The sequence below is a fragment of the Acinetobacter sp. S-1 genome, assembly GCF_059579785.1.
Map to the genome: position 1 here is coordinate 3,485,104 of NZ_CM184207.1, position 25,473 is coordinate 3,510,576.

Here is a 25,473-nt window from a genome sequence, read left to right on the forward strand (position 1 = left end):
TCCGCTTATTCTTTTAAATCTCCTTCGAGTGCAGCTACATTCTTTTTCTTAATTTTTTCAATTTTTGCATTTAGCTTTAGAACATCTTGATAAAGCCCGTTAAATTTTTTGACCTGAGCATTTTCATGAAAAAGAATCATCTGATCTTTCTTTTGCCATTCATAATTTTTTAGAAGCTTAAACATTTCTTCTGCTTTATCTAAAATTTGTAGCTCAATCATAAAAATTGCATGATCTTGATCTGCTTTTTGCTGAGTTCCCAATTTCATTTCAAGAAGTTGCCTCATCTCTGCATCAACAGATAACTCTTGAACCTTTGCTAAGAAAGTTTTATGAATCTTTTCATATTCAGTCTGGTACTGATCTGACGCTTTACGGACATCAGCTAGCATCTTTTCGGTTTCTGCAAATTTTTGTTTTTTATCAATATCTAAACGGTCCACATTTAAAAAAGTATCCCATTTGGCTGCTTTGAGTTCTCTTAAGTATGCATTACGTGCATTAATATTTTGAATCCAATAACTTAAAAGGAATTCTGAAATTTGCTTATAGTGTCCTGCCAAACGCTTATCGTGAATATCAAGCTGGACGGGTTTAGACCAGTCTTGTGCTTGGTCATAAAGCTGATTCATTTTTTCAGTCATGACGACATCAAACATTTGACTACTGTCTTTGGCTTGCTGCTGTTTGATATGCTGATAGGTGAAAAAAATAATGCTTGTGATAACAATCAGACTTGCAATCGCAATCAAAACTCGGCGCATACACACCTCCTATTTCCCTTCTTATAGTTTTGCTCTTTATAGTTATAAAATAGAGCTTATTCTTCTTTATATTCCATTTATTTCACAATACGCAACACTGTATTCGCTACTCAAAGCTTTAAATCCTTATCCATCATCCCTATTATGATGGGTAATTAAAATTTATGAGATTCTCCCATGCGTGTAGATGTCTGGTCTGATGTAGTTTGCCCTTTTTGTTATATCGGCAAAAAACGCCTTGAACGTGTAGCTGCTGAAGCAGGTATTGATCTTGAAATTCACTGGCATAGTTTTGAATTAGATCCTGATGCGCCAGCTAAACATGACACTTCGAATACTGAGCGCTTAGCTAAAAAATATGGCCGTACCTATGAAGAGATGGAAGAAATGGAGCGCAATATTGCGGCCATGGCTGCTTCTGAAGGTATTGATTTTCAATGGCAAAAAGCGAACTCAGGCAATAGTTTCAATGCACACCGTATTATTCACCTTGCGCAAAGCAAAGGTTTAGGTAATGAAGCTAAAGAAGCTTTTTTCCATGCTTATATGACCGAAGGTCTCGCAATTGGTGAACGTGAAGTTGTAGAAGAAATTGCGTCTCGTATTGGCCTTGATAATGCCGAAGTTGAATATGTACTCGATACAAATGAATTGGCTGACTTCGTTCGTCATGACGAGAAAATTGCGCACGAGCAGCTTAATGTAACTGGCGTACCATTTTTTGTCTTTGATCAAAGAATTGCACTTGCTGGCGCTCAGCCTCGTGAAGTCTTTTTACAAGTTTTGGAAAAAGCACAAATCAAAGCAGATACTGAAGAAGTCGAGCAAGATGATGCGGCTGTTTGTACTGATGAATCATGTGATATTCCACAGAAATAGATCAACACAATTAAAATGTGATCAAATCGTATGTTTTATCACCATTTTAGCAATAGAGCGTTCTAAAAAAAGAACTATCTAATTGCTAAAAATCAGTTTATTATTGCCGCTTAGAATATTCGCGCTGTAATGTTCTGTTTTTTATGTGTTTAATGATCGGAATTTAAAATTTCCTTGATCTATCATCCCCCTTCACTGGGGGATTTTTTTTGGCTAAAAATAACCGCTACTAGCTTAAACTTTTTCATTTATTTCAAATATGTAAAAAAAGTTAAATTTACTTAACTTTTGTGTCTCTCTCTTGATTTTATTAGAAAAATCAACAAAAGTGGAAACAACAACAAAACATAAAGATAGATATGAAAACATTTTATGTAATGCCATACCGGCAGCTTTTTGCACTTTTAACTATTGGATTTGGTTCAGTATGCATCGCTCATGCAGAGACTGCCTCTTCTTCTACAAACCAACAAGTAGGAAGTACATCATCTGGAGTACAAACCGAAGTTAACTCAGATGAAAATCTGTTAGATCAAATTCCGCGTTGGGTGGACGCAACTCCAACCATTTTTCCAGAGCAGTCTAATCAACCTATTGTTCCGCCTACCGAACAAACCGAAGATCAAACCTGGGTTGATCGTAAGCAAAAGAAAATTCGTAATTGGGCCGATCGTACTTCTGAAAAAATTGATAATTGGTTTGGTGAAGTCGATCCACAAAAGCCAGCTACCGCAACCATTCGTGTCATGGTCGATAACTATTGGAATGAATACGATAACTATGAAATCAAACCCAGAATTCGCGGTAAGATTAAATTACCTACTCTAGAGAAACGCATTAGCGTGGTATTTGGTGATGACTCTTTAGATGACGAATTTAATAATAGCCCAGCCAATGTCAATCAGAATCCCAATCAAGATCCAAATAAAAAGTTAGATGGTAAACGAACTCGAGATGACAACAGCTCAATCGCTTTACGTTGGTCAAATTTCTCGAAAAAGTTACCTTTTGAAACAGATGCTGACTTAGGTATTCGTTCTGGAGACGATATTTATGTTCGTTTAAAAGCATCAAGAGACTGGCAACTTCGTAATGATTTTAAGTTTTATGCAGAGCAAATTTATCGTTACGGCATAGATAGCGAAAACTATCTGCGTACCAATCTTGAACTTACACATGCTAGGCCAAATCAACCGTTTTTATCGAATCAGTTCAGCCTGACCTATGCTGATGATCAAGATGACGATTTAGCTTGGGAAAACCGAACTTTCCGCGAACACAGTTTCTTTGCAAACAACCGTTTTAACTATGGTATTTATACTAGCGGTTATTACAACGACAATGACTTACGTTTAAACAGTTGGGGACCGTTTGTTTCATGGCGCCAACCCGTTTTACGTGAATGGTTCTTTGTACAAGGTGATGTAAATTACTTTAATGACCACCGTGAAGATCGTAATCATTTTGTTAGTACCTTCTTACGCTTAGAAGCACTTTTCTAAGCTAGCAAACATCACCTTGGACCTCATCCAAGGTGATGAATAATAAAATACTTTTAAATAAAATTTTAAGATTAGCCTTTTAAAGTATTGTTCTAATTTTATTTTTGATTCCTTATCTTTAAAAATGAATCAATTTTCTTCTCCATTTCAAAATAAATCGACAGTCTTCATTTGTATTTATAGTTTAGGTCTATTAGCTTTACTTCCACATACTCAATTTTTTTATAATTCTTTAAAACACCAACGGTCACGGCGTTATCCCTATTCTTCTACGAGTTTCGCTAAAGTAAAAAGACAATCACTTTCACGCTCACCTTGTGAAGTAGAAGCACACAATGCTTTATCTGATGCGGGTTTAATTCAAGAGCTTATGGCTGTATTTGGAAATGATACGTTATGGAAACGTGCGACTCAGCCTGAACAAACTTATAAAGCCTTTGGTAAGAAAAAGAAGAAGACCTCATCGGCACAGATTTCGGCTACTAATCCACTGAGTGCAAGCTGGGCCACCATTTCAACTTGGATGCCTTTTGAAAATGACCTTGATTTAGGCTCTAACTCTGAGAGTGATGTGTATGTCCAGTTTCTGGCTAAAAAGAAATGGAATTTGAGACATAACATTAGCTTTGATACAGAGCAGATATTTCGCTACGGATCTACTAGCCGAAATTACACTGAAACCACGCTAAACCTAACGCAAAAAATGCAAGATAACACATTATTTTCTAATAAATTTAATGTAAATAAGAGCGAAAATGAAGATTACAACTGGGGCAATTGGACTTTTCAACAATTTGAGTTTGTAAAAGATAATAGCCTGACTTACGGTATTTATAGCGGTGGCGTATATACCAAAAATGATATTCGACTAAATAGCTGGGGTCCTTATATTTCATGGCGCCAACCGATATGGAGAGATTGGATTTTTATGCAAAATGATCTTAATTTTTTTAACCATATTGATGATGATCCGAAACACCAACTCAGCGTTCAAATAAATCTAGAAGCTAATTTTTAATCATAAATTGCCAAATTGTGGATAACTCTTTCTTTATCCACAAAAAAAAGCCCCTGATAGTCCAGAGGCTTTTTTTAAAGCTAAATTACTTGAGTAATAAACTATTAATACGTTTCACATAAGCTGCTGGGTCTTCTGGCAAACCACCTTCAGCAATCACAGCTTGATCGAAAATCACATTTGCCAAGTCATCAAACTGCTCTGAACCTTCAAGTTTTTTCACTAAAGGATGCTCAGGGTTAATTTCTAAAATCGGTTTGATTTCTGGCACTGCTTGTCCAGCTTGTTTTAGCATGCGAATAAGTTGCGGAGACAACTCCCCTTCACTTGTTACTAAACACGCTGGAGAATCAACTAGACGTGTAGTTACACGTACTTCTTTAGTTTTAGCCTTTAATGAGTCACTTAGTTTCTCAACAACAGGCTTAAACTGTTCAGCTGCTTGCTCAAGTGCTTTCTTCTCTTCAGCATCTTGCAAATCGCCTAAATCAACCGCGCCTTTAGACACATTCTTTAATGGCGTACCGTCAAACTCTTGAACAAAATTCATTGCCCATTCGTCAACACGCTCTGCCATTAATAACACTTCAATGCCTTTTTTCTTAAACAACTCAAGCTGCGGCGAGTTTTTCGCTGCTGCTAGACTGTCAGCAGTCACATAATAGATGGCTTTTTGGCCCTCTTTCATACGTGCCTTATAGTCAGCAAAAGAAGTCGTGACTTCATCATTTGTTGAAGTCGCATAACGTAATAATTTTAAAATACGTTCACGGTTACCAAAGTCTTCGCCCAAGCCTTCTTTAAGTACTGAACCAAACTCACTGTAGAAGGTCTTGAATTTTTCTTGGTCTTTTTCATCTTCCGATTTAGCCAAACTATCAAGTACAGTTAATACACGGCGTGCATTACCTTCACGAATCGTTTTGACATCACGGCTTTCTTGCAACAACTCACGGCTAACATTAAGCGGTAAATCAGCACTATCCACTACACCTTGGACAAAGCGCAAATAGTTTGGAATTAAGTTATCTGCATCGTCCATAATAAAGACGCGTTTTACATATAGCTTAATTCCCGCTTTTGCTTCACGAGTAAAAATGTCATGTGGTGCTTTACTTGGAATATAGAGTAATTGGGTATATTCCGTACTACCTTCAACACGGTTATGTGCCCAAGCCAATGGTGCTTCAAAGTCATGAGTTAAGTTTTTATAGAACTCAATATATTGCTCTTCAGTCACCTCACTTTTATTACGTGTCCATAAAGCACTTGCCGAGTTAATCGCTTCCCACTCGTCAGTTTTAACCATTTGGCCGCCTTTAGGCTCTTCACCTTCAGCAACCTCTTCTTCTTGCCAAACTTCTTTTTGCATTTCAATTGGCAAGCTAATGTGGTCAGAGTATTTATTAACAATCTGCTTAACTTTATAAGATTCTAAATAATCAAGCGCATCATCACGTAAGTGAAGAATAATGTCAGTACCACGTGACGCCTTATCAATTTGCTGAACTTCAAACTCGCCTGTACCACCACTAATCCAGCGCATCCCTTCAGATGCCTCTAGACCCGCACGGCGTGATTCAACCGTAATCTTGTCTGCAACAATAAAACCTGAGTAAAAACCCACACCAAATTGACCAATCAACTGAGCATCTGCTTTTTGATCGCCAGTCAATTTTGACATGAAATCTTTAGTACCTGACTTAGCAATTGTACCTAAGTTATCAATTGCTTCTTGCTGGCTTAAACCAATACCATTATCAGAAATCGTTAACGTTTTATCTTCTTTATTTAAACTGATTCGTACATGTAAGTCTGGATCATTTTCATAATATTCAGGATGATTAATTCCTTCAAAACGTAACTTATCACATGCATCTGATGCATTAGAGATAAGTTCACGTAAGAAAATCTCAGGGTTAGAATAGAGAGAATGCGTCACTAAATGTAAAAGCTGGGCAACTTCTGCTTGGAAACTATAATTTTGTGATGCTTGTTCACTCATAAATCACTCCTTAAATTTTGAAGCTGTTTGTTCTCGAATGCTTTATGAATGGAGTACTTCTAGAATTTTTCAATCCTCAATATTAAAAATTTTTACTCTAATTAAAATGGGCCGTGGCTTAACACCCTATCTTGCAATATCGTATCTAACTGCTTTTGACGTTGTTGGTAAGCTTTGCTAATACAACTGACATTGGCAGCACAAGCATTTCTTTTTTTCAGCCATTGCTGCTGAGTATCTTTCTGGTTATCTCGCCCACCCATAGGTAAAGCATGTAAAACGATTTGATACGTCGTTGCCATTTTTACATCTGCATCATTTAAAGAACGGTTTTTACAAATACTTTTTTCCGTTTTCGTTTTTGCAGCATCGCACGAAAAACTTGCAGCTTGTAAATTTTGAGTAAAAGCAATACCGCTCAAAAGTGCTAAACAAATCGCTAATTTGTTATTCATGTTTTTATTCCCATGCTTGTAATGAATAGAAATTAGTTTAGAAAAAAACTTGCAGAAAATATGTATAAAACTGTCTGTTTTATGCTTTTTTAGTGCAAATAAAATCCATAAAAAAACCTCACATAAATATATGTGAGGTGCCTGAGTCTAGGTTTATTATTATATTTTTCTATTTATTATTATGCTTAAAATTTATAGCTATAACCCAAAGTATAAACAAAAGGATTAATATCTAGATCAAACTTGTAGTTAGCAATTGATGGATCAATTGTTACTTCCGGACTAATATCAGCATAACGTACATCTACAAATACACCCCAGTTTTTAGCATCAGCAGGTTGGAAATTAAAACCAACTTGACCTGCCAAACCAAAATCTTCTTTAACCTTTACCGCTGCACCTTCTTCATCCCAAGGAATAAATGCTGTAGCACCAATACCAATATACGGTGTGAAACGTGTAGAGTTTTTAAAATGATATTTCGCAGTAATTGTTGGTGGTAACTGTTTAATACGCGCTACATTTTTACCATCTAGCAATACATCATGATTAACTGGTGCTGCTAATAATAATTCTGCCGAAAATGGAGATTGACCAAAAAAGTATTCTACCGATGGTGTAAATGCATATTCATGATCTGCTTTTACTACACCTAAAGCCGTTGTTGTATCTTCTGATGGAGCAATAACACTACCACCAAATTTCACTTGCCAGTTACCAGCAAAAGTAAAAGAAGACATCCCCATTAATGCAATAACCAAAGCTTTTTTGAACACTTTAATATCTCCAACCTTATTTATATTTATAATAAACATTTATTTTAAAACCATGCAATACTCATTATAAAATTATTTTATAGTTTATTTTTAAATTACTGTTTTAAATAAAATTATATATTATCCAACTATTTTAATAGGTTTTTATTCCAACCTTATTAATCAAGATTATTTTATATTACCAACTATTTTAATATACTTTTAAATTCCGAGTGTTTTAATATAATTTATTTTGAATACATGTTTTATTTAGACAATAAAAAACCTTCTTAATTTAAATCTAAAGATCGTTATTAAGAAGGTTTACACTTTAATATTTTATAAAAACTTTATAAAACCATTGCAGCGATCCAGCCAAAAATTAATAGCGGAATATTAAAGTGAATAAAGGTAGGTACGACTGTATCCCAAATATGATCGTGTTGCCCATCCACACCTAAACCAGCTGTTGGCCCTAAGGTTGAGTCAGAGGCTGGCGATCCAGCATCACCTAATGCTGCTGCTGTACCAATAAGTGCAATCGTTGCTAATGGTGAGAAACCAAACTGCACACATAAAGGCACATAAATAACAGCTAATACAGGAACACTTGAGAAAGATGAACCAATACCAATTGTCACAAATAAGCCAATACAAAGCATTAGGAAAGCAGCAAGCGCGCGGTTATCTCCAATAATCTCGACTACACCATTTACTAGCTGATTAATATCACCAGTATGAGTCATTACTGAGGCGAAACCGGCAGCAGAAATCATGATGAAGCCCACTAAAGCCATCATTCGCATGCCTTGTACAAAGACATCATCTGCATCTTGCCATTTAAAAATTCCGGCAGTAGATAGAACAGCAAAACCGACTAAACCACCCAAAATCATCGAACCTGAATACAGCTGTGCAGCAAGCGTCAAGCCAATTGCGAGCAGTGCCATCAAGATCGTTTTCTTTGCAATAACTGGTGCTTGCTCTGCTTCATGCTTTAACTCTTCAGCATCTGCTTTTAAGTTGGCTGTTTCAACTTGAGTAGTTGCACGAATAGGTTTATCTAAATCAATCGTAGTCACAGGCGTAATCGCACGATCAGCATAAATTCTTGGTTTACGATAGCTAATAAATACAGCAACCAAGGTGCCTAACACCATACCTAAAACAGGAATAGCCATGCCAATTGGCATCATTGCTCGATCAACATGTAAGCCGTACGCTGCCCCAATTTTGTTGATATTTCCCATCAGAATCTGTTCAAGGAAAATTGCACCAAATCCAACCGGAAGAAAAATATAAGTACCAACCAAACCTAGCGTAAGTACACAGGCTGCGGCGCGGCGGTCTAATTTTAAATGATTCATTACCCGTAGTAGTGGCGGAACCAGTACAGGAATAAAGGCAATATGAACTGGAATAAGGTTTTGAGAGAAAATAGCAGAAATTAATAAAATACCTAAGAGGAGATACTTCACTTTAGTCTGACGGCTTTTCCCAGCTTCCATTCCCAATAAACCAATCAGCTTATGGGCAAGTAAATCAGGTAAACCAGATTTTGATAGAGCCAGAGCAAATGCCCCTAACACTGCATAGGCAAGTGCAACTTCAGCACCATCGCCAAGACCAGCGTTAAAAGCTTCAACGGTTTGGGAAAGGCTTAAACCTGCTACGAGGCCGCCCACAATGGCAGAAACCACTAAAGTCAGTACGACAGAAACGCGCGCCAGTGATAATAAGAACATCACTGCAATCGCAATAACGACAGCATTCATGAATAAGTTCAGAGCAAAACAAAAGGCGATATTCTAGCAGATTCATATCTATGAAGCCGAAAATATCGCCGAATTAACAGTTTTATGCAGTTATTTCACTGTTACGCTTGAGCTTTAATAAACTCACGAATATGAGTTGCTATTTTCTCTGGCTCACTCAGAATGGCCCAGTGATTTGCATTAAGCTCTACATATTCAAATTTTTCAACCCACTTTGGCATGGCCTCAGTGATGTATTCTGGGCTTACAAAAGTATCATATTTTAAAATAACAGCTTTTACTGGACACTGCGCATAACGTTGACGTGGGCCAGTTAAGCGAGGAATAAAATTGGCACGATATAAATTAATACCATATTTACCATCAGCATTAATATTATTATTTAAAGGTAAATTACTTTTCCTTTCCAACTGAGTAAGAACTTTACCCCATTTTTCAGGACTAAATAGAGACCATACAGTTGGTGCTAATAACGGAAGATGAAATGCCCCGATATACCAAGATTTGGTTAATATTTTTAAGATTTGAGCTGGTGAAGATTTAAATTTATCACGTAAAAATAAAGCGGCATGATCAAGACATGGTCCAGAAATGGTGGTGTATGATAATAAACGACCTTTGAACTTAGGCTCAGTGACCGACTCCCAAGACTGAATCGAACCCCAATCATGTGCAGCCATATGGAATTGACGATTTGGCAATAACTCATCAACAACTTCTTGGAGATCTAGAGATAAACGCTCTAAACGGTAATCACGTATACGTTTTGGTATAGATGACAAACCAGCTCCACGTACATCGTAAGTAACAATATAGAAGTCATTGATCAAATGCTCAATGATTGATTCCCATACTTCTTGATTGTCTGGATAGCCATGTACTAAAACCAAGGGAGTATTTTTTTCGTCACCCCATGTTTTAGCACAAAGCGTTTGTTGATCACTTGTTGTTACTGTATGAACTTTTGGCTGCATAATCATTTCCTATCTTGTTTTTCAATCGATCATGTCGTTAGTCGGATAGAGCATTGCCATCAATATAAAAAAGATGATACTTATCTAGTATGAATACTGTTGCAATAAAAAAAATTGACTATTATGGCTATTTTAAGAAGACTTCAGAACAATCCTACGATTTCAAAATTTCTATTTAATCACTATCCCCCTTATCGTGGCGCAGGGATTTATATTGAAATCATGAATTTAGAACTTTGCCATGTGCGTGTAAAGATGCCGCTGACTTGGAAAAACCAAAATTTAGTCGGTACACATTTTGGTGGAAGCCTTTATTCAATGGTTGACCCATTTTATATGATGATTCTTATGCATCATCTCGGATCAAAATATATTGTTTGGGACAAAGCTGCCGAAATCAATTTTCTTTCTCCAGGACGCAGTACTGTACATGCAGATATTCGAGTTGATTTAGCTGAAATAGAACAAATTCGTGAACTTGCCGAGAACTATGAACCTGTTTTAAGAACTTATCATCTAAACATTTTTGATGAATCTGGGGTAAGAATTGCAGAGGTTCAGAAAACGCTTTATATCAGACGTAAAAAAGCGAAACCTTTTCCTCAATAAAAATAAGCGCTAAAAGCGCTTATTTTTATTTGTTAATTTTTTATCTTTTCTCTTCAATCGCAGCACCAGCACCACCACCGATCGCACCGCCAATTGCAGCACCAGAGTCACCACCAATCAGTGCTTTACCTACGACTGAACCGATACCAGCACCAATCGCACTCTTAGTCGTTGTCTGTTTACTGCCGCCTTGGGTATTAGAACCTACGCCTGCACCTACCGCTGCGCCTAAGCCTGCACCAATACCTCCACCTACATGGTTACCTAAACCACCACCAAGTGCTCCACCTGCTGCTGCTGCACCAATACGTTGATCAGATGGGCTCATATTTTGGCAGCCTGTGAACATAAGTGTAGACAACATTAAAGCAGAAACTAATCCAATTGTTTTTTTCATGACCGTTCTCACAATGATCTGTTCTAGAGAAAAGAATAATCCCCTTTTATGAGGAATTTGATCAGATTGTGTTATCCGTCTGTCCTAATCGATTGATATTTTGTAAAGCTCTGCCTTTTATATTTATTAAGCAAAATTTTAATTATAAAAAAGAAGTCTTTAATCACATAAAGACTTCTATAGTTTAACAATTATTAAGGATACTTTTAGTACTTCCCTTTCTTCTCTTCATAGGCTGCACCGGCACTACCACCCAATGCTCCACCTGTAGCAGCACCAGCGTCACCACCAATAATTGCTCCACCTAATACAGCGCCGACACCAGCACCAATTGCACTATTACGTACGGTTTTACTGCTAGACCCTTTTGCATTAGCCGCAACACCTGCACCGAGTGCCGCTCCTAGACCTGCACCTATATTACCGCCCACGTGTTTTCCTACTGCACCACCTGCACCACCACCAATAGCAGCTGAACCAATACGTTGACTTTCTGGGCTTGCATTCTGACAACCAACAAACAAAGTTGTAGACATCAGGCCAACACTAACAATCATCATCATTTTTTTCATTAGATTTACTCCAGTCTTCATAAGCAGGTAGCCTAGTGTGTTTTTGTGGAGTATTTATCCCGCTTAAGTAATAAAATAATGGCTCTTTAATATGTTTATGTAATTACAATTTAAAATTGTTATAAATAGATATAAATAAAAAAGGCACCCTAAGGTGCCTTTTTTATTGCCAGCCTAAACTTAGAATTGTTCAGAGTTTAATGCTTGGCTAAATGCTTGATCTACTTCGCTGAAGTCATTATGAAGCTCATGCTCTGCAGCTTCTGCTTCTTGACGACGACGCTCTAAGTGGTACGCAAGACCAGTACCTGCTGGAATCAAGCGACCTACTACAACGTTTTCTTTCAAGCCACGTAAATCATCTTCTTTACCTGTTACAGCCGCTTCAGTTAACACACGAGTTGTTTCCTGGAACGATGCAGCAGAGATGAACGAGTCAGTAGAAAGCGATGCTTTCGTAATACCCATCAATTGACGTTCAAACTTCGCAGGGAACTTGTTCTGAGCCAAGACAGCTTGGTTCTCTTGAACAACGCGGATGTAATCCACTTGCTCGCCTTTAATGAAGCTTGTATCACCGCCATCAGTGATATCAACTTTACGCAACATTTGACGTACGATAACTTCAATGTGCTTATCGTTGATTTTTACACCTTGGAGACGGTAAACGTCTTGAACTTCGTTCACGATGTAGTTAGTTAATGCAACTTCACCTTTCAAACGCAAGATGTCATGTGGGTTTTGTGGACCATCAGAAATAGTCTCACCACGGTTCACATGCTCGCCTTCGAATACGTTGATTTGACGCCATTTTGGAATCAATTCTTCGTAAATCTCAGAACCATCATCAGGAGTAATTACCAAACGGTTTTTACCCTTAGTCTCTTTACCGAAGCTTACAACACCTGATACTTCAGCAAGAATTGCATGCTCTTTTGGCTTACGCGCTTCGAACAAGTCAGCTACACGCGGAAGACCACCGGTAATATCACGAGTACGTGATGTTTCTTGTGGTACACGACCAATAACGTCACCCACACCAATCGTTTCGCCATCACGGACAGTTACGATTGTATTTTGTGGCAAGAAGTAGAACTGTTCGCCGCCATCTGTTGTATCCAACACGATTGCAGGACGTAAATCTTTACCAGAAGCAGGACGAGCTGTTACAGGCAAGATTTCAACAGTAGTCATACCAGTTGCATCATCAGTTTTCGATGTTGCAGTTACGCCATCAGCGATTTGGCTGAAGCGCGCTTTACCAGCAACTTCTGTTACTAATGGATGTGTATGCGGATCCCAAGTCGCTACGATACCGCCAGCTTCTACAGCTTCACCATCTTTCAACAAGATGCTTGCACCGTAAGGAAGTTTATAACGCTCGCGCTCACGACCTAAATCATCGGCAATACCAATTTCACCTGAACGTGAAACTGAAACCAAATGGCCTTTTGCATGTTGTACAGTTTTCACGTTATGGAAACGTACAGTACCTTTGTTACGTACTTGAACACTGTTCGCAGCAGAAGTTCGGCTCGCAGCACCACCAACGTGGAACGTACGCATCGTTAACTGTGTACCCGGCTCACCGATTGACTGTGCAGCCATTACACCGACTGATTCACCTGGGTTCACCAAGTGACCACGTGCAAGGTCACGACCATAACAACGAGCACATACACCGAATGTTGATTCACATGCGATTACAGAGCGTACTTTAACTTCATCGACACCAGCTTCTTCAAGCTGAGCTGCGATTTTCTCGTCAATTAACGTACCGCGAGGTAATACAACTTCATCATCAGATGCACGACGTACGTCTTCAGCAGTTACACGACCTAATACGCGGTCACGTAATGGCTCGATGACATCACCACCCTGAATGAATGGAGTCATTACTAAACCACCCGCTGTACCACAGTCAGGTTCAGTAATTACCAAGTCTTGCGCTACGTCTACAAGACGACGAGTCAAGTAACCAGAGTTCGCAGTTTTCAATGCTGTATCGGCCAAACCTTTACGCGCACCGTGTGTTGAAATAAAGTACTGAAGTACTGTTAAACCTTCACGGAAGTTCGCTTTAATCGGAGTCTCAATAATCGAGCCATCCGGTTTTGCCATCAAACCACGCATACCAGCAAGCTGACGAATCTGCGCCGCACTACCACGGGCACCCGAGTCAGACATCATATAGATGCTGTTGAATGATTTTTGTTTCTCGTCTTCACCTTGTTTGTTTTTAACAAGTGTATAAGACAAGTTATCCATCATTGCTTTAGCAACTTGGTCGTTTGTACGCGCCCAGATATCGACAACTTTGTTATAACGCTCACCAGCAGTTACGAAACCTTGTTCGAACTGTTGTTCGATTTCACGAACTTCTGTTTCTGCTTTATCAATAATTGTGTGCTTAGTAGGTGGAATGAGCATGTCTTCCATACCTACAGATACACCTGAACGAGTCGCTTGACGGAAGCCCAAGTACATTAATTGGTCAGCAAAGATAACTGTATCTTTCAAACCAAGTTTACGGTAGCAAGAGTTGATCAATTTAGAGATGTTCTTTTTAGTCATCTCAAGGTTGATCATGTCAAAGCTTAAGCCTTGTGGAACAATTTCCCAAAGCAAACAACGACCAGGTGTTGTATCAACAATAATAGTTTGGTGTTCACGTTCACCATTTTCATTGATAACAGTTTGGTGTACACGTACTTTAACACGCGCATGGATAGCAACCTGTCCAGTAGCAAGTGCACGGTTTACCTCATGAGTATCCGCAAACACCATGCCTTCACCTTTGGCATTTACAGCATCACGTGTGATGTAGTAAAGACCCAAGACAACGTCCTGAGAAGGAACGATGATTGGCTCACCGTTTGCTGGTGACAAGATGTTGTTTGTTGACATCATCAATGCACGAGCTTCTAACTGTGCTTCAAGTGTCAATGGAACGTGTACCGCCATTTGGTCACCATCGAAGTCGGCGTTAAACGCAGCACAAACGAGTGGGTGAAGACGGATTGCCTTACCTTCAATAAGAATAGGTTCAAATGCTTGAAGACCTAAACGGTGAAGTGTTGGCGCACGGTTCAACATTACTGGGTGTTGACGAATTACAGAAGCAAGAACGTCCCAAACTTCCGGAGTCTCACGCTCAACCATTTTCTTCGCAGCTTTAATGGTAGTCGCCTGACCTGAAGCTTGTAGTTTCGCGAAAATGAATGGCTTGAATAATTCAAGTGCCATTTTCTTCGGAAGACCACATTGGTGAAGACGTAAAGTAGGACCTACAGTAATTACCGAACGACCAGAATAGTCAACACGCTTACCTAATAAGTTCTGACGGAAACGACCTTGTTTACCTTTGATCATATCTGCCAAAGATTTTAATGGACGCTTGTTAGAACCAGTAATTGCACGACCACGACGACCGTTATCAAGCAATGCATCTACAGATTCTTGTAACATACGTTTTTCGTTACGTACGATGATATCTGGAGCAGCAAGGTCAAGAAGACGCTTCAAACGGTTGTTACGGTTAATGACACGACGGTATAAATCGTTCAAGTCAGAAGTCGCGAAACGACCACCTTCAAGTGGAACTAATGGACGTAAATCAGGTGGAAGTACAGGAAGTACATTCATCACCATCCATTCTGGCTTGTTGTTTGAATCTTTGAATGCTTCCATCAATTTCAAGCGTTTAGACGCTTTTTTCAACTTCGTTTCAGAAGTTGTTTGAGGAATTTCTTCACGTAAACGTGCGATTTCAGCTTCAAGATCGATATCTTTCAACAAGTCCTGAACCGCTTCTGCACCCATTTTCGCAGTGAATTCATCACCGTGTTCTTCAAGTGCATTGAAGTATTCTTCGTCTGTTAAAAGTTGATACTTTTCAAACGGAGTCATACCTGGGTCAGTTACAACGTATGATTCGAAATACAATACACGTTCGATATCACGAAGTGTCATATCTAATAATAAACCGATACGGCTCGGTAACGATTTTAAGAACCAGATATGTGCAACTGGAGAAGCAAGTTCAATGTGACCCATACGTTCACGACGAACTTTCGCTGTAGTTACTTCAACGCCACATTTTTCGCAAATGACGCCTTTGTATTTCATACGCTTGTATTTACCACACAAGCATTCGTAATCTTTTACTGGACCAAAAATTTTGGCACAAAACAAACCGTCACGTTCAGGTTTAAAAGTACGGTAGTTAATTGTCTCAGGTTTTTTAACTTCACCATGAGACCATGACTTAATCATTTCTGGTGACGCAAGACCAATACGGATACGGTCAAACTCAATTGGTGCATGACCATCTGAGTCCGTTTTCTTACGCATGATATCGAGCAAGTCTTTCAATTTTTTTCTCCGTGTGTCGGGAAGCAACGCTTACCCGACTGGGTCACAAATATTGTTTTTACCTAAAAAATCGTGAGTCTTACGACTTAATCACCATTTTTCAGTTCAATGTTGATACCTAAAGAACGGATCTCTTTGGTCAATACGTTGAACGATTCAGGCATACCCGGATCCATATAATGGTTACCATCTACAATATTCTTATAGATGCGTGTACGACCTTCAACGTCATCCGACTTAACAGTTAACATCTCTTGGAGAGTATATGCTGCGCCGTAAGCTTCGAGTGCCCAGACCTCCATCTCACCGAAACGCTGACCACCGAATTGTGCTTTACCACCAAGCGGTTGCTGTGTAACAAGAGAGTAAGAACCAGTTGAACGCGCATGCATCTTGTCATCAACCAAGTGGTTCAATTTGAGCATGTACATGTAACCCACAGTTACAGGACGATCAAACTGTTCACCAGTACGGCCATCAAACAATACTGTTTGACCTGTACGAGAGATACCAGCTAACTCAAGCAAGTCTTTAATTTGGCTTTCTTCAGCACCATCGAATACAGGAGTAGCCAAAGGTACACCAGCACGTAAGTTGCCTGAAAGTGCCAAGACTTCAGCATCAGTTAAGCTATCAAGATCTTCTTGCTCACCACCGACTTTGTTATAAATCTTGTCTAAGAATTCACGCAGTTCTAAAACTGTACGCTGTTCTTTCAACATTTTCTCGATTTTATCACCAAGCCCTTTAGCCGCCATACCTAAGTGAGTCTCAAGAATCTGACCCACGTTCATACGAGATGGTACGCCCAACGGGTTCAATACGATATCTACTGGTACACCGTTAGCATCGTGTGGCATGTCTTCAACAGGTAAGATGTTAGATACAACACCCTTGTTACCGTGACGACCAGCCATCTTATCACCAGGCTGAATACGACGTTTAACAGCTAAGTAAACTTTAACAACTTTCAATACGCCAGTTGTTAGTTCATCACCTGTTGCAAGCTTACGTTTCTTCTCAGCGAATTTCTCATCAATTTCTGCGCTCTTTTCTTTTAAGAACACTTGAATTTGAGTTAAACGCTCAGCGATTGCTTCATCTGCCGGTTGAATTTCAAGTAAATCAACAAGCTCTAAACCAGATAACACTTCTTCAACGAGTTTGTCACCACGTTTAGTTGAACCACCGCCATTAGACTCTTGGCCTTTAAGCAAACGAATTACACGCTCACGAGCTGCTTCTTCAAAGATCTTGTATTCTTCTTTCAAGTCTTTACGGTAAGCATCAAGTTGTGCTTTTTCGATCGCCAATGCACGGTCATCTTTCTCTAAGCCATCACGAGTGAAGACTTGAACGTCGATAACTGTACCTTTTGTACCAGATGGAACACGTAAAGATGAATCTTTAACGTCAGCTGCTTTCTCACCAAAAATTGCACGAAGCAATTTTTCTTCAGGAGTTAACTGAGTTTCACCTTTAGGCGTTACTTTACCAACAAGGATGTCACCTGCTGTAACTTCAGCACCGATATAAACGATACCTGATTCATCAAGTTTAGAAAGTGCAGCTTCACCAACGTTAGGAATATCGGCAGTAATTTCTTCTGCACCTAACTTAGTATCACGCGCTACACAAGATAATTCTTGAATATGAATAGAAGTTAAACGGTCTTCTTGAAGTACACGCTCAGATAATAAGATTGAGTCTTCATAGTTGTAACCATTCCAAGTCATGAACGCAACGCGCATGTTTTGACCAAGCGCAAGCTCACCCATATCTGTAGACGGGCCATCTGCCAAGATATCACCGCGAGCAACTTTGTCGCCCAAATTCACGATAATATTTTGGTTGATACAAGTGTTCTGGTTAGAACGCGTATATTTAATGAGGTTGTAGATATCTACACCTGCCTCACCAGCGATCATTTCATCTTCGTTTACACGAATAACGATACGAGAAGCATCTACGTATTCAATTACACCACCACGGTTTGCGATTACACACACACCTGAGTCACGTGCAACGTTCGCTTCCATACCTGTACCTACAAGCGGTTTATCCGCACGTAGAGTAGGAACTGCCTGACGTTGCATGTTTGAACCCATAAGTGCACGGTTCGCGTCATCGTGTTCAAGGAACGGAATAAGTGATGCAGCAACAGATACGACCTGCTGAGCAGAAACGTCCATATGCGTCACTTTTTCTGGTGGCATACGTACGAATTCACCTTGATGACGAACAGAAACAAACTCTTCTGTTAAGTTGCCATCTTTATCTACTGCAGAATCGGCCTGTGCAATAACAGTACCTACTTCTTCAATCGCAGAAAGGTATTCAACTGCATCAGTTACTCGACCATCTACCACTTTACGGTAAGGTGTTTCCAAGAAACCAAAGTCATTTGCTTTTGCATATACTGAAAGCGAGTTGATCAAACCAATGTTTGGACCTTCCGGCGTTTCAATTGGACATACACGACCATAGTGAGTTTGATGTACGTCACGTACTTCAAAGCCCGCACGTTCACGTGTTAAACCACCAGGCCCAAGTGCTGATACACGACGCTTATGCGTAATCTCAGATAATGGGTTGTTTTGGTCCATGAACTGAGATAATTGGCTTGAACCAAAGAATTCTTTGATTGCAGCAGCAACTGGTTTAGCGTTAATTAGATCTTGTGGAGACAAGTTATCTGTTTCTGCTTGGCTTAAACGTTCTTTAACTGCACGTTCAACACGAACCAAACCAACACGGAATTGGTTTTCAGTCATTTCACCAACAGAACGTACACGACGGTTACCCAAGTGATCGATATCGTCGACTTCACCTTTACCGTTACGGATTTCAACTAATGTACGTAATACATCAATGATATCTTCGTGCGATAAAATACCTTCTACTTCACGTGACTTCTGGTCAGTACCAACTTCGTATGGACGACCCAAACGACGGTTGAACTTCATACGACCTACTGGAGATAAGTCATAACGCTCAGAAGAGAAGAATAAGTTATTGAATAAGTTTTCAGCAGCTTCTTTTGTTGGCGGCTCGCCTGGACGCATTACTTTATAAATTTCAACTAATGCTTCTTCACGGCCAGCTGTTGTATCTGCACGTAATGTGTCAGCAACAAACGAACCACGGTCAATATCGTTCGTAAACAAGATATTGAACTGTTTAACACCACCTTCTGCTAGTTTCACCATAACTTCATGGCTTAACAAAGTATTCGCAGCAATTACTTCACCATCACGCAAAGTAATATTTTCAGCAGTGATACGCTCATATAAGTATTCATCAGGAACTGAAAGTTTTGTTAAACCAGCAGCTTCCATTTGACGTACGTGACGAGCATTAATACGCTTACCTTGCTCAACAATAACTTTACCGTCATTATCAGCAATATCAAATTGAGCCATTTCCCCACGTAAACGTTCAGGTACTAGATCAATCTGGTAGCTACCCATATCAAGATACACAGGTACTTTTTCATAGAACAAATTCAAGATTTGTTCGTTGTTATAACCTAGTGCACGTAACACAACAGTAGCAAGTAATTTACGACGACGGTCAATACGTACGTAAACTAAGTCTTTTGCATCAAATTCAAAGTCTAACCATGAACCACGGTAAGGAATGATACGTGCTGAATACAACACTTTACCACTTGAGTGGGTTTTACCTTTATCGTGATCAAAGAAAACGCCTGGTGAACGATGTAATTGAGATACGATTACACGCTCAGTACCATTAATGACGAATGTACCATTTTCAGTCATGAGTGGAATTTCACCCATATAGACTTCTTGTTCTCTTACGTCTTTAATTGATTTAGTTTCGCGATCTTTAATAATCAAACGAATTTTAACGCGCATTGGTGCCGCATAAGTCGAACCACGAAGAATACATTCGCGTACATCGAACTCAGGTTTACCAAGGCTATACTCAACAAATTCTAAAGCAGCATTGCCAGAATAACTTTCGATAGGAAAAACTGAACGAAATGCGGCTTGGAGACCGATATCTTCGCGGTTTTTTGGAGTTTTGCCATCTTGCAAGAATGTTCTGTACGAATCGACCTGAATCGATAGTAAGTACGGTGCATCCATTACTTGGGGCAATTTACCAAAATTCTTACGGATCCGTTTCTTTTCGGTATATGAGTATGCCATCTGGAGTCCTCGGAAAGTAAACCAAGCCCGCCTGCAGAACGGGCTCAGAAGGAATTACGCAGGCCGATATGGCCACCACTGTTTACAAATGCTGCAATTTTTAGTGGTATAAAAACGCTTAACAATATTTTTAAAAAAGAAAAATATTGGTAAACATTTGAAATTACTTGTTTTATTTGAATTTTTCTAAAAAACAAACAAAACTAACAAAAATCGAGCCGATTATTGTAACGCAAAAAGGCTGATGACCCAAGAGCCATCAGCCATTTTATGGAGCCGATTTAAAAACCGACTCCTTTTACAATTACTTAAGTGTAACTGTAGCACCAGCTTCTTCAAGTTTCTTCTTAAGTTCTTCGCCTTCTTCTTTAGAAACGCCTTCTTTAAGAACTTGAGGAGCACCTTCAACTAGGTCTTTAGCTTCTTTAAGACCAAGGCCAGTTGCTTCACGAACTGCTTTAATTACAGCTACTTTGTTAGCACCGAAAGAAGTCAACTCAACGTTGAATTCAGATTGTTCTTCAGCAGCAGCAGCAGCGCCACCAGCTGGAGCAGCAACAGCAACAGCTGCAGCTGAAACGTTGAATTTCTCTTCGAAAGCAGAAATTAATTCAACAAGTTCAAGAACAGTTTTTTCAGCAACTGCGTTTAAGATTTCTTCGTTAGTTAAAGCCATGAGAATAACTCCAAATGGATATTGAATGGTGTGTAAAATTGATTAAGCAGCTTCTGACTCGTTTTTCTCTTTGAGCGCTGTAATAAGGCGACCCAATTTCGAAATAGGAGCTTGAAGGACAGAGGCAAGCATAGTAAGAGCTTTCTCTTGGTTCGGAAGGTTTGCAATTACGCTAACGTCAGCACCTTGATAAACTTTGCCGTCAAATGCAGCAGCTTTTAACTCAAATGCTTTGTTAGTTTTAGCAAAATCTTCGAACAAACGTGCAGCTGCACCCATGTCATCTTCAGAAGTTGAAAAACCTAGAATTGTTGGACCAACAAGGTTGTCGTTCAAGATATTGAATTGAGTATCTTGAAGTGCGCGCTTAGCCAAAGTGTTACGTACAATACGTGTAGAAACACCTAACTTACGAGCTTCAACACGAAGTGTTGTTAATTGCTCTACGCTTAAGCCTTGGTAGTCAGCAACAACGGCTGCAAACGCCTTAGAAGCAACTTCACTTACTTCCGCAACGATCTGTTTTTTGTCTTCAATAAGAAGAGCCATTGTAAAACCTCCTAAGGTGATTTATGTACCCAATGGGCACACTCCCAATTCGTAAGCCTTTCGACTTACACGCGGAGGAGGAACAAATCACACCACCGCGTCTACGCAGGCTGGTTTATTAAGAAAAGTGCTATTCGAAAATAACAACTCTTCGCCTGAGGTCTTTGACGCTGATAAATTCTCATTTATCAATTCAAAGTCCGCCTGACGGGTAAGGGATAGAGCTTTGCTCCACCCAACCAAATAGAAAACATTTCTATTTAAGTTCTGTCCCCAATCAGGACTTTAAAATTCTTTACTAAGTCTAAACTTAGTTAGAAACGTTGTTTACATCAACTGTAAGACCAGGACCCATAGTTGAGCTCAAAGTGATCTTTTTGATGTATACACCTTTAGAAGTTGCAGGTTTTAACTTTTTCAAGTCAGCAACTAAGGTTTCAACGTTTTGACGGATAGCAGCAGCATCAAAGCCTAATTGACCGATCGCAGCATGGATAATACCCGCTTTGTCTACACGGTAACGAGCCTGACCAGATTTAGCGTTTTTAACAGCATTCGCTACGTCAGGAGTTACAGTACCAACTTTAGGGTTTGGCATTAAACCACGTGGACCAAGAATTGTACCGAGCTTACCAACAACACGCATAGCGTCAGGAGCAGCGATTACAACATCAAAGTCAAGGTTTCCACCTTGGATGCTTTCAGCAAGGTCATCAAAACCTACAACATCAGCACCAGCTTCTTTAGCAGCTTCTGCTTGCGCGCCTTGAGCAAATACAGCTACACGTACAGTTTTACCAGTACCTGCAGGTAATGTAGTTGCGCCACGAACAACCTGGTCAGATTTACGTGGGTCTACACCAAGATTTACAGCTACATCCAAAGATTCTTTGAACTTTGCAGCAGGTAGGCTGTTAAGAACTTGTACTGCTTCTTCCAAAGTGTAAACTTTGTTTGCTTCAACAGCAGCAGCAATGGCTTTTTGACGTTTAGTTAACTTTGCCATGTCTTATAGCTCCACTTCCAAGCCCATAGAACGTGCAGAACCAGCGATGGTACGAACACGTGCGTCTAAATCAGCACCAGTTAAATCCGGTTCTTTAGTAGTCGCAATTTCTTCTAACTGAGCACGAGTCAACTTACCAACTTTAGTTTTGTTTGGTACAGATGAACCCTTTTGAATACCAGCAGCTTTCTTAAGAAGAATAGAAGCTGGAGGAGTTTTCATGATGAATGTGAACGACTTGTCGTTGTACACAGTAATCACAACAGGAATTGGAAGACCTGGTTCAACTTTTTGTGTAGCAGCATTGAATTCTTTACAGAATGCCATGATGTTTACACCACGTTGACCTAATGCAGGACCAATTGGTGGAGATGGATTTGCTTTACCAGCTGGAACTTGCAGCTTGATATAGCCGTCAATCTTCTTAGCCATTTTAAAATACCTCTGGGTACAAACGCCGCTAGGCTCCCCAATCTTTACGCAACACTACTGTTACAACAACAATGCCCGATAAAATCGGGCGCTTTTCAACCAATTGAGATTAAATCGTTTTTTCGACTTGGCGAAACTCGAGTTCAACCTGAGTTGGTCGATTAAATACATTAATCGTCAACGTTAAACGTGACTTATCGTATTGAACTTCTTCCACCACACCCTTAAAGTCTGTGAATGGACCGTCAATAACAAGTAATTCTTCACCTGGCTCAAACATCGTTTTAGGACGTGGCGCTTCACCAGTATTACGTACACGCGCAAGAATCGCATCTGCTTCACGTTGAGTGATTGGTGCTGGTTTTTCAGGTGTACCACCGATAAAACCTAGAACCTTTGGACATTCTTTAACGATATGCCAAGTATCATCATTCATTTCCATTTCGACTAACACATAGCCAGGAAAGAATTTACGCTCAGATTTACGTTTCTTACCATCCTTCATTTCTACCACTTCTTCGGTAGGAACAAGGACATCACCAAAGCTATCGGCAACAGCGCTACGCTGGATTCGTTCTGTAAGTGAACGCATCACTTGTTTTTCATAGCCAGAGTAGGCATGAATAATGTACCAACGTTTCATAGCTCTTTTACCCGATAATCAACTTAATTAACCAACCCAAACCATAGTCAAAGCACCATAAAACCAATGATGCAACAACTACAACCAATAGAACCTGCCACGATGTAGTGACTGTTTCTTGTTTTGTTGGCCAAGTTACTCGACGCAATTCGACTCGTGCATCTTTTAGCAAGCGAACGAAGCCTTTACCTTGATGGGTGGCGTATAATAAACCTAAAGCCACAACGATACAAGCAAAAATTGCCCCAACGCGCACCCAAACATTATTTGCAGGTGCCCAATACGCTGGCAAATGCTGATTCACCATGGTAGCTAAAAGCAACAATGCTATTGCTATCACCCATAGAACAATATCTAAAGGCGAACCAGAACGAACAACTTCAGCAGAATTATTTCTTTGAGGAATTGGCGCGTCGCTCAATGCGTCACGCGATTTATCATTCGACATTTTTGTACTCGTCGTAGAACTCGCGACTTATTATATGAACAACTAAGCCAGCATCAAGCTTTTTATTTCAAAATATGGCAGGTCAGGAGGGACTCGAACCCCCAACATTCGGTTTTGGAGACCGACGCTCTACCAATTGAACTACTGACCTATAATGCAAGTTGAGAGCCAAAGCCCTCAACCTGAGACGTAATCCGTCACTATAATATGCTTATGCAGTTACTTTCGCAACAACACCAGCACCTACAGTACGACCACCTTCACGGATCGCAAAACGTAGACCCGGGTCCATTGCGATTGGGTGGATTAATTCTACTGACATTTCAACGTTGTCGCCTGGCATAACCATTTCAACGCCGTCTTGTAATTGGATTGCACCAGTTACGTCAGTTGTACGGAAGTAGAACTGTGGACGGTAACCATTTAAGAATGGAGTGTGACGACCACCTTCTTCTTTAGAAAGTACGTATACTTCTGCGTCGAATTTAGTGTGCGGCTTGATTGTACCTGGTTTAGCAAGTACTTGACCACGTTGCACGTCTTCACGCTTAGTACCACGAAGTAAGATACCACAGTTCTCACCTGCACGGCCTTCGTCAAGAAGTTTACGGAACATTTCTACGCCAGTTACAGTTGTTTTAACTGTATCTTTAATACCAACGATCTCTACTTCTTCACCAACTTTAACGATACCAGCTTCTACACGGCCTGTTACTACAGTACCACGACCAGAAATTGAGAATACGTCTTCGATTGGCATTAAGAATGCTTTGTCGATAGCACGTTCTGGTTCTGGGATGTAAGAGTCAAGCGCTTCAACAAGAGCAAGAACTGAAGACTCACCATATTGACCAGCATCGCCTTCCAACGCTTTAAGCGCAGAACCACGGATAACTGGAGTGTCATCACCAGGGAAGTCATAAGTAGAAAGAAGTTCACGAACTTCCATTTCTACTAATTCAAGTAATTCTTCATCATCAACAAGGTCACACTTGTTTAAGAATACGATGATGTAAGGTACACCAACCTGACGAGAAAGAAGGATGTGTTCACGAGTTTGTGGCATTGGACCGTCAGTCGCAGCACACACAAGGATCGCGCCGTCCATCTGAGCAGCACCAGTAATCATGTTTTTAACGTAATCGGCGTGGCCCGGGCAGTCAACATGCGCGTAGTGACGAATTGGAGAATCGTATTCTACGTGTGAAGTATTAATTGTAATACCACGTGCTTTTTCTTCAGGTGCTGAGTCGATTTGTGAGTAATCTTTCGCTTCACCGCCGTAAGTTTTTGCACAAATTGTTGCAATCGCAGCAGTTAAAGTTGTTTTACCATGGTCAACGTGACCGATTGTGCCCACGTTTACGTGTGGCTTATTACGTTCAAACTTAGCCTTAGCCATGTTTATAGTCCTCGTTTACGTCGAACACAATTCTGAGCAAAAACTCAGCATCGACATATCGCC

General features: G+C 39.9%; 21 protein-coding genes and 1 tRNA gene. 4 read left to right on the forward strand and 18 right to left on the reverse strand.

Going from position 1 to position 25,473, the window contains the following annotated elements; all coding sequences use genetic code 11:
- Positions 1 to 5 precede the first annotated feature (5 nt).
- Positions 6 to 764, reverse strand: a complete 759-nt coding sequence (locus tag AC52J8_RS16700; RefSeq protein ID WP_086400339.1) for a hypothetical protein — start codon at positions 762 to 764, stop codon at positions 6 to 8.
- A gap of 177 nt (positions 765 to 941) precedes the next feature.
- On the opposite strand from AC52J8_RS16700, the gene AC52J8_RS16705 reads away from it, so the two are divergent.
- The 3 genes from AC52J8_RS16705 (at position 942) to AC52J8_RS16715 (ending at position 4,163) form a co-directional block, all read left to right on the forward strand.
- Entirely contained in the window at positions 942 to 1,643 is a 702-nt protein-coding gene (locus AC52J8_RS16705; protein WP_086400340.1) for a DsbA family oxidoreductase, read from the forward strand.
- 359 nt (positions 1,644 to 2,002) lie between these two features.
- Positions 2,003 to 3,145: a hypothetical protein gene (locus tag AC52J8_RS16710; RefSeq protein ID WP_086400341.1), complete on the forward strand. Its 1,143-nt coding sequence runs from the start codon at positions 2,003 to 2,005 to the stop codon at positions 3,143 to 3,145.
- Between the two features lie 124 nt (positions 3,146 to 3,269).
- The gene (locus AC52J8_RS16715) at positions 3,270 to 4,163 is read left to right on the forward strand and encodes a selenocysteine synthase (protein ID WP_086400342.1); all 894 of its coding nucleotides are present in this window, start codon (positions 3,270 to 3,272) and stop codon (positions 4,161 to 4,163) included.
- 85 nt (positions 4,164 to 4,248) lie between these two features.
- Here the strand turns inward: AC52J8_RS16715 and htpG are convergent, their stop codons facing one another.
- The 5 genes from htpG to AC52J8_RS16740 form a co-directional block, all read right to left on the reverse strand.
- The gene (htpG, locus tag AC52J8_RS16720; RefSeq protein WP_086400343.1) at positions 4,249 to 6,168 is read right to left on the reverse strand and encodes a molecular chaperone HtpG; all 1,920 of its coding nucleotides are present in this window, start codon (positions 6,166 to 6,168) and stop codon (positions 4,249 to 4,251) included.
- Between the two features lie 101 nt (positions 6,169 to 6,269).
- Complete coding sequence (locus tag AC52J8_RS16725; protein WP_001060531.1) at positions 6,270 to 6,623, reverse strand: lysozyme inhibitor LprI family protein; 354 nt, start codon at positions 6,621 to 6,623, stop codon at positions 6,270 to 6,272.
- A gap of 185 nt (positions 6,624 to 6,808) precedes the next feature.
- On the reverse strand, positions 6,809 to 7,399 hold the full coding sequence (locus tag AC52J8_RS16730) for an OmpW/AlkL family protein (RefSeq protein ID WP_086400357.1): 591 nt from the start codon (positions 7,397 to 7,399) through the stop codon (positions 6,809 to 6,811).
- Positions 7,400 to 7,728: 329 nt separating this feature from the next.
- Complete coding sequence (locus AC52J8_RS16735) at positions 7,729 to 9,153, reverse strand: Na+/H+ antiporter family protein (RefSeq protein WP_086400344.1); 1,425 nt, start codon at positions 9,151 to 9,153, stop codon at positions 7,729 to 7,731.
- Between the two features lie 101 nt (positions 9,154 to 9,254).
- Positions 9,255 to 10,133 carry an alpha/beta fold hydrolase gene (locus tag AC52J8_RS16740; RefSeq protein WP_080591616.1) on the reverse strand — a complete coding sequence of 293 codons (879 nt, stop codon included), beginning with the start codon at positions 10,131 to 10,133 and terminating at the stop codon, positions 9,255 to 9,257.
- Between the two features lie 117 nt (positions 10,134 to 10,250).
- On the opposite strand from AC52J8_RS16740, the gene AC52J8_RS16745 reads away from it, so the two are divergent.
- A complete protein-coding gene (locus AC52J8_RS16745) occupies positions 10,251 to 10,736 on the forward strand; it encodes a DUF4442 domain-containing protein (RefSeq protein ID WP_005079397.1) in 486 nt (161 codons plus the stop codon).
- A gap of 40 nt (positions 10,737 to 10,776) precedes the next feature.
- Here the strand turns inward: AC52J8_RS16745 and AC52J8_RS16750 are convergent, their stop codons facing one another.
- The 12 genes from AC52J8_RS16750 to tuf all read right to left on the reverse strand — a co-directional run bounded on the left by AC52J8_RS16750 (position 10,777) and on the right by tuf (position 25,410).
- Complete coding sequence (locus AC52J8_RS16750) at positions 10,777 to 11,133, reverse strand: hypothetical protein (protein ID WP_002115127.1); 357 nt, start codon at positions 11,131 to 11,133, stop codon at positions 10,777 to 10,779.
- Between the two features lie 206 nt (positions 11,134 to 11,339).
- Entirely contained in the window at positions 11,340 to 11,705 is a 366-nt protein-coding gene (locus tag AC52J8_RS16755; RefSeq protein ID WP_005065793.1) for a hypothetical protein, read from the reverse strand.
- A gap of 180 nt (positions 11,706 to 11,885) precedes the next feature.
- The gene (rpoC, locus tag AC52J8_RS16760; protein WP_002114988.1) at positions 11,886 to 16,079 is read right to left on the reverse strand and encodes a DNA-directed RNA polymerase subunit beta'; all 4,194 of its coding nucleotides are present in this window, start codon (positions 16,077 to 16,079) and stop codon (positions 11,886 to 11,888) included.
- An 86-nt stretch (positions 16,080 to 16,165) separates the two neighbouring features.
- Positions 16,166 to 20,254, reverse strand: coding sequence for a DNA-directed RNA polymerase subunit beta (gene rpoB / locus AC52J8_RS16765; protein WP_086400345.1), 4,089 nt, complete (start codon positions 20,252 to 20,254; stop codon positions 16,166 to 16,168).
- Positions 20,255 to 20,558: 304 nt separating this feature from the next.
- A complete protein-coding gene (gene rplL / locus AC52J8_RS16770) occupies positions 20,559 to 20,930 on the reverse strand; it encodes a 50S ribosomal protein L7/L12 (RefSeq protein ID WP_001229360.1) in 372 nt (123 codons plus the stop codon).
- Positions 20,931 to 20,972: 42 nt separating this feature from the next.
- On the reverse strand, positions 20,973 to 21,479 hold the full coding sequence (rplJ, locus tag AC52J8_RS16775; RefSeq protein ID WP_002115099.1) for a 50S ribosomal protein L10: 507 nt from the start codon (positions 21,477 to 21,479) through the stop codon (positions 20,973 to 20,975).
- A gap of 310 nt (positions 21,480 to 21,789) precedes the next feature.
- The gene (rplA, locus tag AC52J8_RS16780) at positions 21,790 to 22,485 is read right to left on the reverse strand and encodes a 50S ribosomal protein L1 (protein ID WP_005065788.1); all 696 of its coding nucleotides are present in this window, start codon (positions 22,483 to 22,485) and stop codon (positions 21,790 to 21,792) included.
- A 3-nt stretch (positions 22,486 to 22,488) separates the two neighbouring features.
- The gene (gene rplK / locus AC52J8_RS16785) at positions 22,489 to 22,917 is read right to left on the reverse strand and encodes a 50S ribosomal protein L11 (protein WP_001074682.1); all 429 of its coding nucleotides are present in this window, start codon (positions 22,915 to 22,917) and stop codon (positions 22,489 to 22,491) included.
- Between the two features lie 109 nt (positions 22,918 to 23,026).
- On the reverse strand, positions 23,027 to 23,560 hold the full coding sequence (nusG, locus tag AC52J8_RS16790) for a transcription termination/antitermination protein NusG (protein ID WP_002115092.1): 534 nt from the start codon (positions 23,558 to 23,560) through the stop codon (positions 23,027 to 23,029).
- Between the two features lie 7 nt (positions 23,561 to 23,567).
- Entirely contained in the window at positions 23,568 to 24,008 is a 441-nt protein-coding gene (secE, locus tag AC52J8_RS16795; RefSeq protein WP_002114837.1) for a preprotein translocase subunit SecE, read from the reverse strand.
- A gap of 75 nt (positions 24,009 to 24,083) precedes the next feature.
- Positions 24,084 to 24,159, reverse strand: a tRNA-Trp gene (locus AC52J8_RS16800).
- A 60-nt stretch (positions 24,160 to 24,219) separates the two neighbouring features.
- Complete coding sequence (gene tuf / locus AC52J8_RS16805) at positions 24,220 to 25,410, reverse strand: elongation factor Tu (RefSeq protein WP_005065785.1); 1,191 nt, start codon at positions 25,408 to 25,410, stop codon at positions 24,220 to 24,222.
- Positions 25,411 to 25,473: the final 63 nt, after the last annotated feature.

Excerpts from the sequence above, each read along its gene's own strand:
- AC52J8_RS16700 (WP_086400339.1), bottom strand. The coding sequence starts at position 764 with ATGCGCCGAGTTTTGATTGCGATTGCAAGTCTGATTGTTATCACAAGC.
- AC52J8_RS16705 (WP_086400340.1), top strand. The coding sequence starts at position 942 with ATGCGTGTAGATGTCTGGTCTGATGTAGTTTGCCCTTTTTGTTATATC.
- AC52J8_RS16710 (WP_086400341.1), top strand. The coding sequence starts at position 2,003 with ATGAAAACATTTTATGTAATGCCATACCGGCAGCTTTTTGCACTTTTA.
- AC52J8_RS16715 (WP_086400342.1), top strand. The coding sequence starts at position 3,270 with ATGAATCAATTTTCTTCTCCATTTCAAAATAAATCGACAGTCTTCATT.
- htpG (WP_086400343.1), bottom strand. The coding sequence starts at position 6,168 with ATGAGTGAACAAGCATCACAAAATTATAGTTTCCAAGCAGAAGTTGCC.
- AC52J8_RS16725 (WP_001060531.1), bottom strand. The coding sequence starts at position 6,623 with ATGAATAACAAATTAGCGATTTGTTTAGCACTTTTGAGCGGTATTGCT.
- AC52J8_RS16735 (WP_086400344.1), bottom strand. The coding sequence starts at position 9,153 with ATGAATGCTGTCGTTATTGCGATTGCAGTGATGTTCTTATTATCACTG.
- AC52J8_RS16740 (WP_080591616.1), bottom strand. The coding sequence starts at position 10,133 with ATGATTATGCAGCCAAAAGTTCATACAGTAACAACAAGTGATCAACAA.
- AC52J8_RS16745 (WP_005079397.1), top strand. The coding sequence starts at position 10,251 with ATGGCTATTTTAAGAAGACTTCAGAACAATCCTACGATTTCAAAATTT.
- AC52J8_RS16750 (WP_002115127.1), bottom strand. The coding sequence starts at position 11,133 with ATGAAAAAAACAATTGGATTAGTTTCTGCTTTAATGTTGTCTACACTT.
- AC52J8_RS16755 (WP_005065793.1), bottom strand. The coding sequence starts at position 11,705 with ATGAAAAAAATGATGATGATTGTTAGTGTTGGCCTGATGTCTACAACT.
- rpoB (WP_086400345.1), bottom strand. The coding sequence starts at position 20,254 with ATGGCATACTCATATACCGAAAAGAAACGGATCCGTAAGAATTTTGGT.
- rplL (WP_001229360.1), bottom strand. The coding sequence starts at position 20,930 with ATGGCTTTAACTAACGAAGAAATCTTAAACGCAGTTGCTGAAAAAACT.
- rplJ (WP_002115099.1), bottom strand. The coding sequence starts at position 21,479 with ATGGCTCTTCTTATTGAAGACAAAAAACAGATCGTTGCGGAAGTAAGT.
- rplA (WP_005065788.1), bottom strand. The coding sequence starts at position 22,485 with ATGGCAAAGTTAACTAAACGTCAAAAAGCCATTGCTGCTGCTGTTGAA.
- rplK (WP_001074682.1), bottom strand. The coding sequence starts at position 22,917 with ATGGCTAAGAAGATTGACGGCTATATCAAGCTGCAAGTTCCAGCTGGT.
- nusG (WP_002115092.1), bottom strand. The coding sequence starts at position 23,560 with ATGAAACGTTGGTACATTATTCATGCCTACTCTGGCTATGAAAAACAA.
- secE (WP_002114837.1), bottom strand. The coding sequence starts at position 24,008 with ATGTCGAATGATAAATCGCGTGACGCATTGAGCGACGCGCCAATTCCT.
- tuf (WP_005065785.1), bottom strand. The coding sequence starts at position 25,410 with ATGGCTAAGGCTAAGTTTGAACGTAATAAGCCACACGTAAACGTGGGC.